The 16,903-nt window shown below is 69.1% G+C and carries 14 protein-coding genes, 1 tRNA gene and 1 pseudogene; 12 read left to right on the top strand and 4 right to left on the bottom strand.

Going from position 1 to position 16,903, the window contains the following annotated elements; all coding sequences use genetic code 11:
* Positions 1-20 precede the first annotated feature (20 nt).
* The 8 genes and pseudogenes from CFN78_RS08035 to CFN78_RS08065 all read left to right on the top strand — a co-directional run bounded on the left by CFN78_RS08035 (position 21) and on the right by CFN78_RS08065 (position 7,638).
* On the top strand, positions 21-923 hold the full coding sequence (locus CFN78_RS08035) for a UTP--glucose-1-phosphate uridylyltransferase (protein ID WP_094862007.1): 903 nt from the start codon (positions 21-23) through the stop codon (positions 921-923).
* Positions 923-2,230 carry a molybdotransferase-like divisome protein Glp gene (glp, locus tag CFN78_RS08040; protein ID WP_094862008.1) on the top strand — a complete coding sequence of 436 codons (1,308 nt, stop codon included), beginning with the start codon at positions 923-925 and terminating at the stop codon, positions 2,228-2,230. The genes CFN78_RS08035 and glp overlap by 1 nt, the downstream gene beginning before the upstream one ends.
* 8 nt (positions 2,231-2,238) lie before the next feature.
* Positions 2,239-2,907 (top strand): GNAT family N-acetyltransferase, encoded by a 669-nt coding sequence (locus CFN78_RS08045; RefSeq protein ID WP_094862009.1) that lies wholly within the window; start codon positions 2,239-2,241, stop codon positions 2,905-2,907.
* A 166-nt stretch (positions 2,908-3,073) separates the two neighbouring features.
* Positions 3,074-3,976, top strand: a complete 903-nt coding sequence (sepX, locus tag CFN78_RS08050) for a divisome protein SepX/GlpR (protein WP_094862010.1) — start codon at positions 3,074-3,076, stop codon at positions 3,974-3,976.
* 55 nt (positions 3,977-4,031) lie between these two features.
* Positions 4,032-4,104: transfer RNA gene (locus CFN78_RS08055), tRNA-Ala, on the top strand.
* Positions 4,105-4,838: 734 nt separating this feature from the next.
* Positions 4,839-5,987 carry a hypothetical protein gene (locus tag CFN78_RS28690; protein ID WP_133116304.1) on the top strand — a complete coding sequence of 383 codons (1,149 nt, stop codon included), beginning with the start codon at positions 4,839-4,841 and terminating at the stop codon, positions 5,985-5,987.
* A 605-nt stretch (positions 5,988-6,592) separates the two neighbouring features.
* A pseudogene (locus CFN78_RS08060) lies at positions 6,593-6,803 on the top strand (IS5/IS1182 family transposase); the annotation flags it as partial.
* A gap of 172 nt (positions 6,804-6,975) precedes the next feature.
* On the top strand, positions 6,976-7,638 hold the full coding sequence (locus tag CFN78_RS08065; RefSeq protein ID WP_094862011.1) for an NADPH-dependent FMN reductase family protein: 663 nt from the start codon (positions 6,976-6,978) through the stop codon (positions 7,636-7,638).
* 21 nt (positions 7,639-7,659) lie between these two features.
* Here CFN78_RS08065 and CFN78_RS08070 read toward each other — a convergent pair whose 3' ends face one another.
* Together CFN78_RS08070 and CFN78_RS08075 are read right to left on the bottom strand one after the other, a co-directional pair.
* Complete coding sequence (locus tag CFN78_RS08070; protein ID WP_094862012.1) at positions 7,660-8,040, bottom strand: glyoxalase superfamily protein; 381 nt, start codon at positions 8,038-8,040, stop codon at positions 7,660-7,662.
* A 25-nt stretch (positions 8,041-8,065) separates the two neighbouring features.
* Positions 8,066-9,457, bottom strand: coding sequence for an MFS transporter (locus CFN78_RS08075; RefSeq protein WP_094862013.1), 1,392 nt, complete (start codon positions 9,455-9,457; stop codon positions 8,066-8,068).
* A 162-nt stretch (positions 9,458-9,619) separates the two neighbouring features.
* Between CFN78_RS08075 and CFN78_RS08080 the strand changes: the two genes are divergently transcribed.
* Positions 9,620-11,065 (top strand): pyridoxal-dependent decarboxylase, encoded by a 1,446-nt coding sequence (locus tag CFN78_RS08080; protein WP_094862291.1) that lies wholly within the window; start codon positions 9,620-9,622, stop codon positions 11,063-11,065.
* An 8-nt stretch (positions 11,066-11,073) separates the two neighbouring features.
* On the opposite strand, the gene CFN78_RS08085 is transcribed toward CFN78_RS08080, so the two are convergent.
* Positions 11,074-12,558 (bottom strand): GAF domain-containing protein, encoded by a 1,485-nt coding sequence (locus CFN78_RS08085; protein WP_094862014.1) that lies wholly within the window; start codon positions 12,556-12,558, stop codon positions 11,074-11,076.
* 115 nt (positions 12,559-12,673) lie between these two features.
* Here CFN78_RS08085 and adh point away from each other — a divergent pair, with 115 nt between their 5' ends.
* The 3 genes from adh (at position 12,674) to trxA (ending at position 15,104) form a co-directional block, all read left to right on the top strand.
* Positions 12,674-14,197, top strand: coding sequence for an aldehyde dehydrogenase (gene adh, locus CFN78_RS08090; protein ID WP_094862015.1), 1,524 nt, complete (start codon positions 12,674-12,676; stop codon positions 14,195-14,197).
* Positions 14,198-14,278: 81 nt separating this feature from the next.
* Positions 14,279-14,656, top strand: coding sequence for a DUF779 domain-containing protein (locus CFN78_RS08095; protein ID WP_094862016.1), 378 nt, complete (start codon positions 14,279-14,281; stop codon positions 14,654-14,656).
* Positions 14,657-14,729: 73 nt separating this feature from the next.
* A complete protein-coding gene (trxA, locus tag CFN78_RS08100; protein WP_094862017.1) occupies positions 14,730-15,104 on the top strand; it encodes a thioredoxin in 375 nt (124 codons plus the stop codon).
* A 123-nt stretch (positions 15,105-15,227) separates the two neighbouring features.
* Here the strand turns inward: trxA and CFN78_RS08105 are convergent, their stop codons facing one another.
* Positions 15,228-16,805, bottom strand: coding sequence for a family 20 glycosylhydrolase (locus tag CFN78_RS08105; RefSeq protein WP_205660460.1), 1,578 nt, complete (start codon positions 16,803-16,805; stop codon positions 15,228-15,230).
* Positions 16,806-16,903: the final 98 nt, after the last annotated feature.

The following is a 16,903-nucleotide window of genomic DNA, read 5'->3' on the forward strand; positions in this document are numbered from 1 at the left end:
TCAGGTTAGGCTCTGCGGCTATGACGGCCGCTGCGACCAACCAGACGTTCCGAACCGCCATCGTGCCCGCCGCCGGACTCGGCACGAGGTTCCTCCCGACCACCAAGGCGGTGCCCAAGGAGCTGCTGCCGGTGGTGGACACCCCTGGCATCGAGCTGGTGGCCACCGAGGCCGCGGCGGCCGGTGCGAAACGCCTGGTGATCGTCACCTCGCCGGGCAAGGAGTCCGTCGTCGACTACTTCCGCGACGCTCCCGAGCTGGAGGACACCCTCGAACGCAAGGGCAAGACGGAGATGCTGGCGAAGGTCCGCCGGGCGCCCGCACTGCTCGACGTCGAGGTCGCCATCCAGTCCGAGGCGCTCGGCCTCGGGCACGCCGTCGCGCAGGCGGAGGGCAACCTGGACGAGGCCGACGAGGCCGTCGCCGTGCTGCTGCCGGACGACCTGGTGCTGCCCACCGGCGTCCTGGACCGCATGTCGGCCGTGCGCGCCGAGCACGGCGGCAGTGTGCTGTGCGCCTTCGACATCCCGCGCGAGCAGATCTCCGCCTACGGCGTGTTCGACGTCGCCGACACCGCCGACGCCGACGTCAAGCGCGTGCACGGCATGGTCGAGAAGCCCGCCGCCGAGGACGCGCCGTCCACCTTCGCCGCTGCGGGGCGCTACCTGCTCGACCGTGCCGTTTTCGACGCGCTCCGCCGCATCACGCCCGGCTCCGGTGGCGAGCTGCAACTCACCGACGCCGTCGCCTTGCTCATCTCCGAGGGGCATCCCGTGCACGTCGTGGTGCACCGCGGCGGCAGGCACGACCTGGGCAACCCGGGCGGTTTCCTGCGTGCGGCCGTCGACTTCGCCCTGGAGGATCCCGAGTACGGGCCCGGGCTGCGTTCCTGGCTGACCGACCGGATCGGGAGCGCGCACTGATGAACGAGACCGAGGCCGACGCCGTCGGGACCGAGCCGGTGGCGACGGACGAGGACACCGGCGGCGCCGTCGAGGCCACCGAGTTCCGCGGCGTCGAGGACCAGCTCGCCCTCGTGCTCGAGGCCGCCGTGCGGCCGCAACCGGTGCGGGCCGCCATCTCCGAGGCGCAGGGACTGCTGTGCGCGGAGGAGGTCGTCGCCGAAGCCGCGCTGCCGGGCTTCGACCAGGCCGCGGTCGACGGTTACGCGGTGCGCAGCGTGGACGTGCGCACCGGCGGCGACGAGCCGGTCGTCCTGCCGGTCGTGGGTGAGATCGCCGCGGGCTCCCGGCAGCCGCGCAGGCTCCAGCCCGGGCAGGCGGTGCGGGTGGCCACCGGCGCACCGTTGCCGACCCTGGCCGATGCCGTCGTCCCCAATGCCTACACCGACGGGCACAACGCCCGCGTCACCGTGCACCGCTCGGTGCCTTCCGCCGCCTACGTGCGGCGGACCGGTGAGGACGTGCAGATCGGCGACGTCGCCGTCCGGCAGGGCGACACGATCGGTTCCGCGCAGGTCGGCCTGCTTGCCGCCGTCGGCAGGGCCAAGGTGCTGGTCTACCCGCGGCCCAGGGTGTCGATCGTGACCGTCGGCGACGAACTCGTCGACATCGACCGCACGCCCACCACCGGCCAGGTCTACGACGTCAACTCCTACGCGCTGGCCGCCGCGGCGCGGGACGCGGGCGCGGAGGTCAGCCGGGTCGGCATCGTCTCCAGCGAGCCGCGCAGGCTGCGCGAGATCGTCGAGGGACGGCTGCTGATGTCCGAGGTCGTCGTGGTCGCGGGCGGCGCGGGCGGCAGTTCCGGCGACGAGGTGCTCTCCGCCCTGTCCGAACTCGGCCGCATCGACATGACGAGGGTGGGCATGCACCCCGGTTCGGTGCAGGGCTTCGGCAGGCTCGGCCCGGACAACGTGCCGACGTTCCTCATTCCCGGCAACCCGATGAGCGCGCTGGTGGTGTTCGAGGTGCTGGTGCGTCCGCTGATCCGGGCGGCGCGCGGGACTCGTAACCCGCACCGCCGCATCGTCGGCGCGCGGTTGCTGTCGCCGATCCAGTCCACCAAGGGCCGCAAGGGTTTCCTGCGCGGGCAGCTCCTGCGGGACGAGACGAATGGCGAGTACATGGTGCAGCCGCTCGGCACGTCCGGCACGCACCTGCTCGCCTCACTGGCCGAGGCGAACTGCCTGATCAACGTCGACGAGGACCTGACCGAGGTCGCCGCGGGCGACCAGGTCCAGGTGACCTTCCTGGCCCAGCGCGCATAACCGGCGTCATGTCGGCAGTGGTGCAGGGATCGCCGTACGGCGAGGGGCGTCACCCCGGCTGGCCCGCGCGGCTCGGTCCGCTGCGCGTCGCGGGCGGTGTGGTCGCGGTGCGGCCGATCCGGCTGCTCGACGCGGGCGACTGGAGCCGGGTCCGCAGGCGCGACCGGGCGTACCTGGAGTTGTGGGAGCCGACCACGCCAGGGAGCTGGGATGAGCGCAACGCCGTGCTGGCGTGGATGTCGCAGTGGTCGGCGCTGCGCGGCCTCGCCCGCAACGGTCAGTGTCTTCCGTTCACCATCACCCTTGATGGTGAGTTCGCCGGGCAGATCACGGTCGGCAACATCATCCGCGCCTCGCTGCGTTCGGCGTGGGTCGGTTACTGGGTCGCCTCCGGTGCCGCGGGCGGTGGGGTGGGGACCGCGGCGGTCGCGCTCGTCGTCGATCACGCCTTCGCTTCCGCCGGGTTGCACCGGATCGAGGCGACCGTCCGCCCGGAGAACGTGGCGAGCCTGCGCGTGCTGGCCAAGGCCGGTTTTCGGGAGGAGGGGCTGTTCCGCCGGTACCTCGATGTGGCGGGCGATTGGCGGGACCATTTCTGCTACGCGATCACTGCCGAGGAAATAGGTGACGGTCTGGCCGAACGACTCGTCCGGTCGGGTCTGGCGCGACGCGTTTAGCCCACGCGATCGTCTGTGCAAAGGGATCCGGCGCCCGCGCAACCGTGTGACGTTCACCTTATCCGGTGAGCACAATCCGCTGTGCCGGTCGGCGTGGCACCCGGTTTTCTGTTACTCCTGTGACTAGCGTGACTACAGCAGTAATGTTCGGGGGAGGTGACGGGAGATGCCGAGTTCGCTGATCATCGTCGCGCTTGCCGCGGCGTGGCTTGTCGTCCTCGTGCCGATGATCGCGCGCAAGCGCCAGGAGATCGCGCGGACGACGGATTCCGCGCTGGCAGCCCGCGTCGTCAGGGTGGGGGGCGCTCGCGACGAGGGACCGGAGGAGTTCGCCATGTCCGACAAGGCACAGCCGGCCGCGACGGCGCATAGTTCGCGGGACGTGCCGTTGCGGGACGAGGACACAGACCGTGACGACGCCGTCGAGATCGATGAACTGGACGAGGATGTCGACGACGAACTCGACGCCGACCGGGACGAGCAGGAGGGCCGGTTCGACGACGAGGTCCGGCGGGCGCCCGAGCGCGTCGGAGCGCAGGGGTCCGGCTCCGCACGCCGGTACCGTCCGGGCCGCGGGGGGTACGACCCCGAGGCGGCCGAGATCGCGGCCAGAGCCAAGTACGCCTTCCGTCAGCGCGTCGTTCTCGGCCTGATCGTCACCGCCGTCGTCACCGCGGCGCTGGCCGGGTTCCTGTGGCCGGTCGTCTGGTGGGTGCACGGTGCCGTCGACGTGGCGCTCGTCGCCTACCTCGGCTACCTGCGCAGGCAGGTCCGCATCGAGGACGAGATCCGCACGCGGCGATCGTCCCGGCTCAGCGGCAGCCGCCGCGTCCGGCACGAGGCGGCGCCCACCGACGACCTCGACGGCGACCTGGACCGATACGACGACCGTCAGGGTGCCGACGAGGAGGTCGAGGAGCAGCCGCAGCGGCGTCCCGGCAGGCCCCCGCTGGTTCCCCAGCGGCCGCACCGCAACGGCGTCGTCCTCGACGTCGAGGACGAGGACCCGGCGTTCCACGAGCTCGACGAGCCCGGGCAACTGCCGTACCGGCGGGCGGTCGGCGAGTAGCCACCCTCCCGCTCGGCCCGCATGGTCGTCCTGTTACGCTATGCGGGCTTCACCAGGGGCTGTAGCGCAGTTGGTAGCGCGTCTCGTTCGCATCGAGAAGGTCAGGGGTTCGATTCCCCTCAGCTCCACACAAGGGTTCTCATCGCTGTTGACCTTCGTGTTCGACCTTTCGTAGTGTCCCGTTTCTGGCCTGGCGTTCGACAGAACGCCAGGCCAGAGCGGTGTTTAGAGGTTCTGTTTCCCCGAGGGTGTCGCCTTTCCCGAGGGTGTCGCCGGTGACCACTCTGTGTGGCGACTTCCGGCTGGTTGGCCGCCTGGTCTCGTGCGGGACTGATGAGGACCCTGGCGAGCTTCTCGACGTCGGGCGGATCGCGACGTTCGTCACTGATCCGGAGTCCTGAGTCGGAGCGACGCACATGGCGCTTCCCGACTCATCTGGTGCCCAATGCCCACCGCCTTTGGGAAGACAGCGCAGACTTTGTGGGCCGCGGCTGTCGAAAGCCGGTCACTGCGCCCACCCCGAGACGTGAACCTCACCGACGCTGACACCGACCGCGCCCCAACTGGCGCGTGTGGAATGGGAAGTCCACCCGATCAACCGACGTCAATATCCTGCGCACAGCAGAGAATCCTTCCCCGCCGAACACCAAGATCACATGCTGTGGCCGGCTGAACGTGCCGGGTGCTCGGCAAGTAGTCGTCCTCGTGGTCGAACAGGGACCGCGGCATCCGAGATTCAGGCTGTAGGCCGGTTCGTTCTGACCTGCGACGAGGATGACGAACGGGCCGAGCCGTTCTCGAAGGCACTGCCGGGGGAATCATTGACCGCCAATCGTGCCCGAAGATCGCTTACTATGGCTCAATGTCCGGTGCCCAGCTCGTATTCGAGCTCGACCTCTCGTCCTTGGGTGTGCGAACGACGTGGACGCCGACTGAGGCCGAGCGCCTGTTGTGCGCGGCCGTTGTGCGTGGCTTTCCGGTGCTGGAGCCGACTGATGGGGATCAGCGGCGTCGATGGCATGCCCTGAGAGAGACCCCGTCCGCCGCTATCGCCGTCCTCAGGGAGGCCTCGCCTGATCAGCTCGGATTCGCGTCGCAGGGCCCGTTGCAAGAGCACGCGCACGATCGGCGACTGATTTCGATCCTGATGGATGCCATCGCCCATCTCGGCGATCACGACGCACGCCTTCGGTTCGCGGGCCATAACGAGTTCCGCAGAAGTTGCGAATGGTTCGAGCGTGATGTCGTCGAACTTCGGCGCGCCGTTACCGAGGCCGCCGCCGACGACGGCGGCCCTGCCACGAAGGTAGACCGGCCTCGGGTCGCTCCGACAAGTGTCTTGTTGCGCTCGGCCATCAACCTGTTGGAGGTGACGGGCACCGCTGGGGTGGAGGCAGTTTATGTGCGGCCCTACTCGACACATGCGCCGATCGTATTGGAGTTGGCGGCGGAAATGTCGGCCGACGATGAGCCCCTGCGTACGCTGATGTCGCAAACCCGTGCGGTCGCTTACACGCCTGAGAACCAAACTGGGTCGCACCAGGTGGCTGCGGTGTGCAGTACGACCGGACAGGGATTCGCCGTCCATGCCTATTACTATTCGCAGGCTCTCGCTTTGCCCAAGCCGCGTCGGCGCTGGTTCCCGCGGCGCCCGAAGAACAAGGTCAAATGGCTCGTGCGACTCGGCCTGCTGGCAGATTTCTCCGAGAAACATCTGGATAAATGCAGCACACTCGATGTTGAGACCCGTGGCTCGTACCTGTCGATCGGTGTGCTCCAATTCGACGTTCCGATCGTCATGTCCGCACTTGGTGACGATCCCGAGTCGAGAGACGAGAACGGTTATCGGTGGGGTTTGTTGCCAGGTGCGGCAAAGTACAAAATGTTTGTGGGTGGAGGTAACGGTAAGTATGGGAGGCATACTCCAGTCGACCCTTGCAAATCCAAATGCAATCAAGTGGCAGTGGGTCGAATACCTCGCAGGGATTTTAACTGCTCCGTCGTGCGCTGATAGACAGGGAGTGTCCGGGTAGCCAAAACTCGTTTTCAAGTGTGGCCAACACTCGCTCGATAATTTACCGAACCGGCCTCACCGGCGATGGCGCCACTTCCGTTGACGCCGCCCTCGCTCTGGGCATGCCAGACCAACAGGGACGAGCAAACCGGAGTCTCGTGGCGCATGACCCACGACTACATCGCACCGTGTTCGACGACGAGTTGCCGTAGCTTCCGGCGAAGCTGTCGATGGTCCATCGCCGCTTCGGCATCGCTCAGCCACAGCAGTAGCCGGTGTCCGGTGCTTGGGCAGGGAAGTGACGGCCATGTCACGCCGCCGGTGCGGGATCAGCGATTCGGGCCTCGTCGGTGGGTACCTCGTCTGATTGTTCGGGAGCATTCCTCGCGTGGAGTTCTGCTCGGACGATCTTGACGAGTTCTCGGGCCGGTGTGGTGCCAGTCCCCAGTCGGACACGCAAGGTATCAGCGGATATCGGCTTCTGGTGAGCCGCTCGATGAGCCGCGTCGTCCTGGTCGCGCCTGCTCCAGGAGAACCTCCAGTGGGCGGCCGCGAGACACCCGCTGGCCGAGCTGCGATGAGCCTGGTGTGTTGCGCTCCTTTTGCTGGCACTGGCACCGGTGCGCACGCGGCGAATCGACGCGGTGGCGATGGTCGACGGGACTTCGGTACCGACGCGGGATCACCGGCTGGTGATCGCCACCGGCGACGCGCATCCGGGCAACCGTGGGCGACTGCACCGTCTACCGCGACTCCGGAATCCAGCAGCAACTGTCAGGCCGGCCGGTGCTGTCCGACGGCGGCTACCAGGGGCAATTCCGAGGTTGGTTCCGGACCGGCGAACCTTTAGGCCGAGGCGCGACAGCCCCGTGCGCACCCCTTGAATACTGCTGCTCCGTTCGGGCGGTGTCGGCACAAACCTGCCTCGGGACTCCACCGGTCCGGCGACGATTGCTGTTCGCCTGCGATGAGGGAGGTTGCGGCGATGCCCGGGTTTCGTACCAACCAGAACGGCAAGGCCTATCCGATCACGCCGAAGAAGGGCGGCGGTGTGGTCGTGGTGGCGGGCGCGCTCGCGTGCGGCGTCGTCGCGGTCGGTGGTGTCGGAGGGGCGGGAACGGCAGGCACCGCCGCCGACTCCGCCGCGACGCAGGCGCTGCGCGGAAAAACCAGCCAGAGCAAAGGCGAAGCGAAGAAGGGCCGGTACGAACCGGCCTGGAACCGGCTCGGCTGGAAACAGCTCAAGAAGACCGGCCAGAAGGCGGCGACCTGTGTCGCCCATTCGTTCGGACAGGTACAGGAGTTCTTCGCCCGGAACCCGTGCACAGCACTGGATCGCACCCTGCTGGCCCTCGGCGACGGTAGCGGCGGCACCATCCTCGTCGCCATTTCGTGGGTCCGCATGCCCACCGCCGGTGTGGCACAGGAACTCGAGGACCTCGCGCACGTACAGGGCACCGGCAATGTCACCCCGCTCGCCACATCCCTCCTGGATATCGCCGGGGTGGAATTCACCGGCGAGTACTACGACTCGGATCGCCGGGGATCGATGACGGTCATCGCGGAGGCCACGCCCGCCGACGGTGGCGCCGACGAGGCGATGATGCGAGCCGTGGTGGAGGTGGCGAAGGAGTTCCCGCCCCCGTAACGCCCGGCCGCGCCCCGCTGGTCAGTCCTCGCGTTCGTCGATGCGCAGGGTGTTGCCGAACGGGTCCCGCAGTTCCAGGCACGCCCCGCCGGACTCCGCGCCGGCGCTGGGCCCGATACCCGGGTTGAGGTACGGGTAGTCCTTGCCCGCCAGCTCGGCGTGCAGATCCCGCACCCCCTTCGCATAGACGTAGACGAGGGTGCCGGGCGTGCCGTCGCCGTGGTGCTCCGAAAGGTGCAGCACCAGCGAACCCCGCGACACCTGCTGGTACACCGGCCCCTCGCCGTCGAAGCGGTGTTCCCAGTCGACGGTGAAACCCAGGTACCCGACGTAGAACTCGTGCGCCTTCACCAGGTCGAACACGCGCAGTACGGGCACGACCAAGCCTGCCTTGAACCTCATGCCCGGACCCTAACGCTGCCTACCGTCACAAACCCGGCGACGTCTTGGGACGGCTGCCGGTCACGATGAGCGCGCTTGCCGCGAGTGGGACCAGGGCCCAGAGTGCCGCGGTGACGTAGCCGCCCTCCTCGGGGAGAACGGCCCCGGCCGGTGTCGCGTCGGCGAGCAGCAACCCGGCGAGTGCGCTTCCGACGCTGAAACCGATGCTGCGGACGATCTGGTTGACCGACAGCACGCTGGCGGTCTCCGCCGGCGGAACGCCGACCAGGACGAGCCCAGGCATGACCGCGGAGACGCCTCCGACGCCGAAGCCGAGCAGGGCTGTCGCCGTGAGAACGGCGAGCAGGGACCCGTGTGCGACGGCGAACAGTACCGCGGCGACGATGGCCAGCGCCGCGGTCAGCGCGAACGTCCAGCGTTCCGTGATGCGGGAAACCAGGCGTGGCAACGATTTTCCCGCGACGAATCCGAGAAGCGAGAACGGGATCAACGCCGTGCCCGCCGCGACACCCGGGAGTGCGAACCCGTACAGCGCACCCGCCGGCGTCTGCACGTAGCGGGTGAACAGACTGAACAGCAGGTACAGTCCCACGCCCGCGATGAGCATCGCCAGGTTCGCGCGCAGCACGGGCCGCTGACCGAGCATCCGCAGGTCGACCAGTGGCGAGGCCGCCCGGAGTTCGACGACCGCCCAGACGGTGAGGGTCGCGGCGGACGCGGCGAGGATGCCGCCGCCCAGCCACGGAGCGTCCCAAACCGCGGGCTCCGCGATGACCAGCAGGATCCCGAACGTCCCGAGGGCGAGCAGGAGCGCGCCGACCACGTCGATCCGGGGCCGCGCTCCGGGCGCCTCGACGGGCAGAGCACACCATGCGACGGCGAGCGCGGCGGCCGACAGCAGCAGTCCGAGTCCGTACGCGGCGCGCAGTCCGGCGAGCTGGTCGAGCAGGCTGACCACCGGATAGCCGACGCCGATGCCCACGGTCGACGCGACCGACAACGCGGCGATCGTCGATGCGGATCGCTGCGCGGGCAGATGGGTGCGGGCGACGCTCATCAGCAGCGCCACGACCGCCACGCCGAGCCCCTGCAAACCACGCCCGATCAACAGGGCCGCGAACGGCAACGGAAGGACCGTCAGCAAGCTGCCCAGCGTGACCAGGGTGAGCGTGGTCAGGATCGTGACCCGGCGGTACGGGCCACTGCCGAGCCTGCCGAGAACGGGGCCGGCGATCGCGCCGGTGAACAGCGTCACCGTCAGCGTCCATTGTGCTGAGTCGAGGGAGACCCGCATGCCGGTGGCGACCGGGGTGATGAGCGGCGCCCCGACGCTTCCGATCACCGCCGCCGACAACGCCGTGCACACCAGCGCGGCACCGAGACGCCCGTCCCGCCGGGGGGAGCCGGCGCCGCTCACCGGTCCGCCCCGGCGGTGACGCGCGCGAACTGGTCCGGCCGAATTCCACTCGTCCGTTCAGCCACGGTGAACAAGTTACTGCCCACCGGTCGTCGGGTGGGAGCCGATCGCGAGGCCGCCGAGAGCGTCGGGCCGCCCTAGGGTGACGGGATGAGCGCGCACATGACGCCGGAGGAGTTCCGGGCACACGGCAAGCAGGTGGTGGACTGGATCGCCGACTACCTCGCCGGGATCGAGGCGCATCCGGTGCGTTCCCAGTCCGCCCCCGGCGACGTACGCGCCGCTCTGCCCGCACATCCGCCTGAGCGCGGCGAACCGTTCGAGGCGGTGCTTGCCGATCTGGACCGGGTGGTGCTCCCCGGGATCACGCACTGGCAGCACCCCTCGTTCTTCGCCTACTTCCCGGCGAACGCGAGTGGGCCGGCGATCCTCGGTGACCTGCTCTCCTCCGGGCTGGGTGTGCAGGGCATGGTGTGGGCGACCAGCCCGGCCTGCACGGAACTGGAGACCGTCGTCGTCGACTGGCTCGCCGAACTGCTCGGCCTTCCGGCGCACTTCACCTTCGCCGAGGGCTCGGCCGGTGGCGGTGTCATCCAGGATTCGGCGTCCAGCGCCGCCCTGGTGGCCCTGCTGGCCGCCCTCGACCGTGCGGGCGGTGGCGTCCCGGCCGCGGCCGGGCTTTCCGGCAGGCACACCGTCTACGTGTCCTCGCAGACCCACTCCGCGGTGGAGAAGGCCGCGCGGATCACCGGGATCGGTGCGGAGAACGTCCGGATCGTCGACGTCGATCCGCACACTCTCGCCATGCTCCCCGCCGACCTGGACGCGAAGATCGCCGCCGACATCGCCGCCGGTGCCACTCCGGTGCTGGTCTGCGCGACGGTCGGCACCACCGGCACCACCGCCGTCGATCCGGTGGCGGACATCGGCGCGGTGTGCCGGGACCGCGGACTGTGGCTGCACGTCGACGCCGCCTACGCCGGGGTCGCCGCCGTCTGCCCGGAAATGCGCTGGATCAACGACGGCGTCGCCGAATTCGCCGACTCCTACGCCACCAACCCGCACAAGTGGCTGCTGACGAACTTCGACTGCACGGTGCTGTGGGTGGCCGACCGCGCACCGATGGTCGACGCTCTGTCGATCCTGCCGGAGTTCCTGCGCAACACCGCGACGGAGTCGGGCGAGGTCATCGACTACCGCGACTGGCAGATCTCGCTGGGCAGACGTTTCCGCGCGCTCAAACTGTGGTCGGCGATCCGCTGGTACGGAGCCGAGGGGCTGCGCGCACACATCCGTTCCGGGATCGCGCTCGCCGCGGGCTTCGCCGGACACGTCCGTGCCGACGAACGCTTCCTGCTGCACGAGCCGCACCCGTTCGGGCTCGTCTGCTTCCGTCCACTGTGGACTGGGCTGGACGTGGACGCGGAGAACGCAGCCACCCTGGCGATGCTGGAACGCCTCAACGACTCGGGTGCGCTGTATCTGAGCCACACCAAGGTGTCCGGTCGGGTGCTGCTCCGGCTGGCCGTCGGCGTGCCGACGACCCGGCGTGAGCACCTGGACGCCGCCTGGGACCGCATCCGGGAGGAGTACGAAGGCCCGGCCTGAGCCGCCGGTCAGCAGCCGAGCCGGGCGCGGTGTGTGTCGGCCACCGCCAGGCGTGGATCCTCGGGTGGCAGCGCCGCGCACAGTTCCTCGACGATCTCCCGGTCGTCCACCCCGCACGACGTGTCCCAGTACGCCCACAGCGCGTCCGCGTCGCCGCTGTCCAGCACGACGCGGCGGAGCAGCGCCGTCAGCGACTCACGTTCGTCGCGCAACGCGGGCGCCTCGGAGTGCGGCAGCAGCGGACCGTCGAACTCCCGCGCCGCCTCGCTGACGTCGCCGCGGCGGAGCGCCACGCTCGCCCGCACGAAGTCCGCGTCCACAGTGGACGCTATTCGGTACGGCCTGGTGCGGAACACGGTCGCCCCGAGCTGTGCGCGCAGCCGGTGGAACTCCGCCCGTACGGTCACCGGGTTGCCGGCTTCGCCGTAGAGCTGGAGGGCCAGGCGATCGGCGCTGAGGCCTTCCGGGTGCAACGCGAGCAGAGCGAGGATCTCCGCGTGCCGCAGGGTGATCGGTACCTCGTGACCGTCCACTGTGGCCATCGGGTCGCCGTCGCTGAGGAAGCGCAGTGCCAGCTTCGGCACCCGTTGCGCGGGTCGCGCCGGGTGACCCAGCCGCAGCAGGAAACCCTCGTCCAGCGGCTCGACGGTACCGAGCCTGCCGTCCGGCAAGGTCACCGCGCCGGACGGCCGCCGTACGTCCACCGAGGACGGCAGGTCCCCGCACGCCTCGGTCGCCAGTACCCGCCCACCCGCCGACAACAGCGCCCCCGGAGCGCCGCGCAGCGAGTTCAGATGCCCCATGTTGGTGCGCCGAAGCCGTTCGTCGCGCACGGCGAGCTGCGCGCGCAACTGCCCCTCGGCCAGTGAGGCGGACGCCCGCACCAGCGCCAGCATGGCCGGGTGCACGGTACGCAACGGACCGCTGACGTCGATCACGCCGAGCAGCGCCCCGGAGTCCGGATCGCGCAGCGGGGCGGCTGCGCACGTCCAGGAGTGGCACATCCGGACCAGGTGCTCGGCGGAGTAGATCTGCACCGCCTCGCCGGTGGCCAGCGCCGTGCCCATCGCGTTGGTGCCGATCGCCTCCTCCGCCCAGCTCGTGCCCTCGGTCAGCCGCACCGCGTCGGCCCGGTGCCGCACCTCGGTCGCGCCCTCGCGCCACAGGATCCGGCCGTCCGCGTCGGTGACGATCATGATGTGCTCGGCGTCGTCGGCGATGCTGACCAGCGTCTGCCGTAACAGGGGCAGGACGGGGGCCAGCGGATGGGCGGCGCGGACGTCCTCGAGTTCGGAACCTTCGTAGACGACGGGTGGCAGCTTCCGGTCCGGGTCGACGTGCGCGGCCAGCGAACGGTCCCAGGAAGCGGACACGACGGACCGGGGCGACCGCGGCGCGGGCGTTCCGGAGAGCACCGCGTCGTGGACGGCCTTGAGTAGCCGCGCGTACGAGATCGGATCGCGCAACAGTTCTGGTGCCGGCAGCTCCGCCACACCATCGAGACTAGAGACCGGTGTCACGCGGCTGCAACGTCGCTGCAACCTTGCCCCCCATATGTTCGCCGCCAGCAGCTAGTCCGTGCAACGAGGCAGGAGGGCAACCGCAGCCATGACCAAGTACGCGGCACCCAACGCGCAAGGCAGCGTCGTCAGCTACGAATCCCGGTACGACCACTACATCGGTGGCGAGTACGTCGCCCCGGCCAAGGGCCAGTACTTCGAGAACCCCACGCCCGTCACCGGCCAGACGTTCACCGAGATCGCCCGCGGCACCGCCGACGACGTTGAGCGCGCGCTCGACGCCGCGCACGGTGCGTCGGCCGCGTGGGGCAAGACCTCGGTCGGCGAGCGGGCCAACATCCTGAACAAGATCGCCGACCGGATGGAGGCCAACCTCGAGAAGATCGCGGTGGCCGAGAGCTGGGAAAACGGCAAGGCCGTCCGTGAGACGCTGGCCGCCGACATCCCGCTGGCCATCGACCACTTCCGCTACTTCGCCGGCGCCATCCGCGCCCAGGAGGGCGGCATCTCGCAGATCGACGGCGACACCGTCGCGTACCACTTCCACGAGCCGCTGGGTGTGGTCGGGCAGATCATCCCGTGGAACTTCCCGATCCTGATGGCCGTGTGGAAGCTCGCCCCGGCACTGGCCGCGGGCAACTGCGTGGTGCTCAAGCCCGCCGAGCAGACGCCGGCTTCGATCCACCTGCTGATCTCGATCATCGGTGACCTGCTGCCCCCGGGCGTGCTGAACATCGTCAACGGTTTCGGCGTCGAGGCGGGCAAGCCGCTCGCCTCGAACAAGCGCATCCGCAAGATCGCCTTCACCGGTGAGACCACGACCGGCCGGCTGATCATGCAGTACGCCAGCGAGAACATCATCCCGGTGACGCTGGAGCTCGGTGGCAAGAGCCCGAACGTCTTCTTCGACGACGTCGCGGCGTCCAACGACGCCTTCTACGACAAGGCGCTCGAAGGCTTCACGATGTTCGCGCTGAACCAGGGCGAGGTGTGCACCTGCCCGTCCCGCGCGCTGGTGCAGACCGGCATCTACGACCGGTTCCTCACCGACGCGACGGCCCGCGTCGAGGCGATCAAGCAGGGCCACCCGCTGGACACCGAGACCACGATGGGTGCGCAGGCGTCCAACGACCAGCTCGAGAAGATCCTGTCCTACATCGACATCGGCAAGCAGGAGGGCGCCAAGGTCCGCACCGGTGGCGAGCGCGCTGACCTCGGCGGCGAGCTGTCCGGCGGTTACTACGTGCAGCCGACGGTGTTCGAGGGCGACAACAAGATGCGCATCTTCCAGGAGGAGATCTTCGGCCCGGTGGTGTCGGTGGCGCGGTTCAACGACTACGACGACGCGCTGAAGATCGCCAACGACACGCTGTACGGCCTTGGCGCGGGCGTCTGGTCCCGGGACGGCAACACCGCCTACCGAGCGGGCCGCGACATCGAGGCCGGCCGGGTGTGGGTGAACAACTACCACGCCTACCCGGCGCACGCGGCCTTCGGCGGCTACAAGCAGTCCGGCATCGGCCGGGAGAACCACAAGATGATGCTCGATCACTACCAGCAGACGAAGAACCTGCTGGTCAGCTACTCGGAGAACAAGCTCGGCTTCTTCTAGAGAGGTAAACTCACCGGGGGCGGCGCGGGCGGGTGTCTGTGCCGCCCCCGGTGCACCACGGGGCGAGAAGGAGGTTCTTCCATGCCTGCCAGCAGAGTGGGTCTGACCGAGGCGGCGGCGGCGCTACTGCGGCAGCTCGTCGAGGTCCACGGGCCCGTCATGTTCCATCAGTCCGGCGGATGCTGTGACGGCAGCTCGCCCATGTGCTATCCGCTCGGCGAGTTCCGTACCGGTGATTCCGACGTGCACCTCGGCGTCCTGGTCGCCGAGGGCATCGACGACGTGCCGATGTGGATGTCGGCCGCGCAGTTCGAGTACTGGAAACACACGCATCTCACGGTGGACGTGGTGCCGGGCAGGGGCAGCGGCTTCTCTCTCGAGGCACCCGAGGGCGTGCGTTTCCTGATCCGGTCCCGGTTGCTGACCGACGCCGAGGTGGCCGAGATGGGCCTGGTCTGAGCGCGGCGGAATTCTCGTCCGCGCCCGCGCGTTGGCAGGTATGAGACGCAAGACCTGCGAACGAGGAGGCCAAGTGGCAACGGTCGAGCTGACCACGGAGAACTTCGACGAGATCGTCGGCGGTGGTGGCACCGTGCTGGTCGACTTCTGGGCGTCCTGGTGCGGGCCCTGCAAGCAGTTCGCGCCGGTGTTCGAGAAGGCGTCGGACAAGCACGGCGAGGTGACGTTCGCGAAGGTCGACACCGAGGCGCAGCAGCAGCTCGCGCAGACGTTCGGCATCTCGTCGATCCCCACCGTGATGGCGGTGCGTGACGGTGTGGTGCTCTACGCGCAGCCGGGTGCTCTGCCCGAGCCCGCGCTGGAGGACCTGATCAAGCAGGTCACCGAGGTGGACATGGACGAGGTGCGGGAGAAGATCGCCGCCGAGCAGTCGGACCAGTCCGAGTAGGACCCTCCGGAACACGCGAAAGGGCGCCCCGCACACAGTCACGGGGCGCCCTTGGCGTGTCTGGGGGCCGGGCGCCCGGCGCGATCTGTCCTCAGTGGACTCACGCCGGACGCCCGGGAGCCGTCAGCCGGGCCATTCCACCTGCGGTGAGCGGTAGAACCCGATTCCCTGGGCCTCCAGCCGCGGCCCCTGCATGGCGAGCCGGGTCCGGAAGGTGTCCCAGTTCCGGTCGGCCTGCTGCGACCAGCCGATCTCCGCGATCGCGGGCAGCCGCGGGAACGACATCAGGTCGATGTGCTCGCGCGTCTCGATCGTCTCCGTCCACATGGGAGCTTCGACGCCGGTGATCGATTCCTCGCCGACGCCCGCGACCGCGGTCGCCGGGTCCCAGTCGTAGGCCGTCTGCACCTCGATCAGTCCGGCCCAGGAGAGGCCGACCGGGGTGTTCTCGTCGTACTTCATGTCCAGGTAGGTCTTGTTGGCGGGGGAGACCAGCACCTTGGTGCCCGCAGCCACCTTCTCGGCCAGGTCGGCGTCCTCACCCTCGGTGCCCCAGTACTGCGGGACCGCCGAGGCGGGCAGGTCGGCCTGGGCGATCTCGTGCCAGCCGGTGACCTTCTTGCCGTGCTTCTCGACCAGCGGCAGGACCTTGCCCATGAACGTCCGGTAGTCCTCCTCGGTGGTCGCGTGCGCCTCGTCGCCACCGATGTGCAGGTACTCGCCGGGGGTGATCGCCGCGAGCTCGCCCAGCACATCGTCGACGAACTGGTAGGTGATGTCCTTGTCGACGCACAGCGAGGAGAAGCCGACCTCGATGCCGGTGTACAGCGGCGGGGCGACCCCGTCGCAGTTGAGCTCGGCGTAGGAGGCGAGCGCCGCGTTGGTGTGGCCCGGCATGTCGATCTCCGGGACGATCGTGATGTGCCGCGAGGCCGCGTAGGCGACCAGGTCGGAGAACTGCTCCTGGGTGTAGAAGCCGCCCTCCCCGCCGCCGACCTCGGTGCTGCCGCCGTACTCGGTCAGCCGCGGCCACTTCTTGATCTCGAGGCGCCAGCCCTGGTCGTCGGCCAGGTGCAGGTGCAGGGTGTTGATCTTGTACTGGGCGATGTTGTCGATATAGCGCTTCACCTCGTCGACGGGGTGGAAGTGCCGGGCGACGTCGAGCATCGCGCTGCGGTAGCCGTACCGAGGGTGGTCCACGACGCTGCCGCCGGGGATGGTGGCGACCTGCTCGCCCTGCCGCGCCGCCACGTCCGTGGGCAGGTACTGCCGCAGGGTCTGCACGCCGGAGAACAGGCCGTCCGCGGTGTTCGCGCGGATGGTCACACCGGACTTGGCGACGTCGAGCTGGTAACCCTGTTCGCCGACGCGCTCGTCGGCACTTTCCAGCAGCAGGGAGATCTTCGGGTTCCGGCCGTGTCCGCCGGCGTCGATCCGGGACTTCGGCAGGAACCCGGCCAGGTACTCGCCGACCTGCGCGGCCTCCTCGGAGCCGGGCTGGGTGTGGATCGCGGTGCCGGGCGTCAGGGTGAAGTCGCCTGCCGGGTCCGGGGTCACCTCCACCGGGACGGGTACGACGTCGCCGAGCTGGGCGACCGCCGCCGGGGACTCGGCCGACGCCGTGGCGCCGCCGATCCCGGCCAGGGGCAGGCACAGCGCGAACGCCGTGACCAATTGGAGTACGGGCTTACGTGGACGCACTGCGCACCTCCGGCGCGAGACGGTAAGGCCTAAAGGTATAGACCAATGTCCGATAGTGGCGCTACGTCCGTTCGGAGGTACGAGCGGTGAGGAAATCA

Source organism: Amycolatopsis antarctica (assembly GCF_002262875.1).
In the GTDB taxonomy this organism is placed as follows: Bacteria; Actinomycetota; Actinomycetes; order Mycobacteriales; family Pseudonocardiaceae; genus Amycolatopsis; species Amycolatopsis antarctica.

Coding starts and splice junctions, on each gene's coding strand:
- CFN78_RS08080 (WP_094862291.1), top strand. CDS start 9,620: ATGACGCCGGAGGAGTTCCGGGCACACGGCAAGCAGGTGGTGGACTGG.
- CFN78_RS28690 (WP_133116304.1), top strand. CDS start 4,839: ATGTCCGGTGCCCAGCTCGTATTCGAGCTCGACCTCTCGTCCTTGGGT.
- CFN78_RS08065 (WP_094862011.1), top strand. CDS start 6,976: ATGCCCGGGTTTCGTACCAACCAGAACGGCAAGGCCTATCCGATCACG.
- CFN78_RS08045 (WP_094862009.1), top strand. CDS start 2,239: ATGTCGGCAGTGGTGCAGGGATCGCCGTACGGCGAGGGGCGTCACCCC.
- sepX (WP_094862010.1), top strand. CDS start 3,074: ATGCCGAGTTCGCTGATCATCGTCGCGCTTGCCGCGGCGTGGCTTGTC.
- adh (WP_094862015.1), top strand. CDS start 12,674: ATGACCAAGTACGCGGCACCCAACGCGCAAGGCAGCGTCGTCAGCTAC.
- CFN78_RS08095 (WP_094862016.1), top strand. CDS start 14,279: ATGCCTGCCAGCAGAGTGGGTCTGACCGAGGCGGCGGCGGCGCTACTG.
- CFN78_RS08035 (WP_094862007.1), top strand. CDS start 21: ATGACGGCCGCTGCGACCAACCAGACGTTCCGAACCGCCATCGTGCCC.
- CFN78_RS08070 (WP_094862012.1), bottom strand. CDS start 8,040: ATGAGGTTCAAGGCAGGCTTGGTCGTGCCCGTACTGCGCGTGTTCGAC.
- glp (WP_094862008.1), top strand. CDS start 923: ATGAACGAGACCGAGGCCGACGCCGTCGGGACCGAGCCGGTGGCGACG.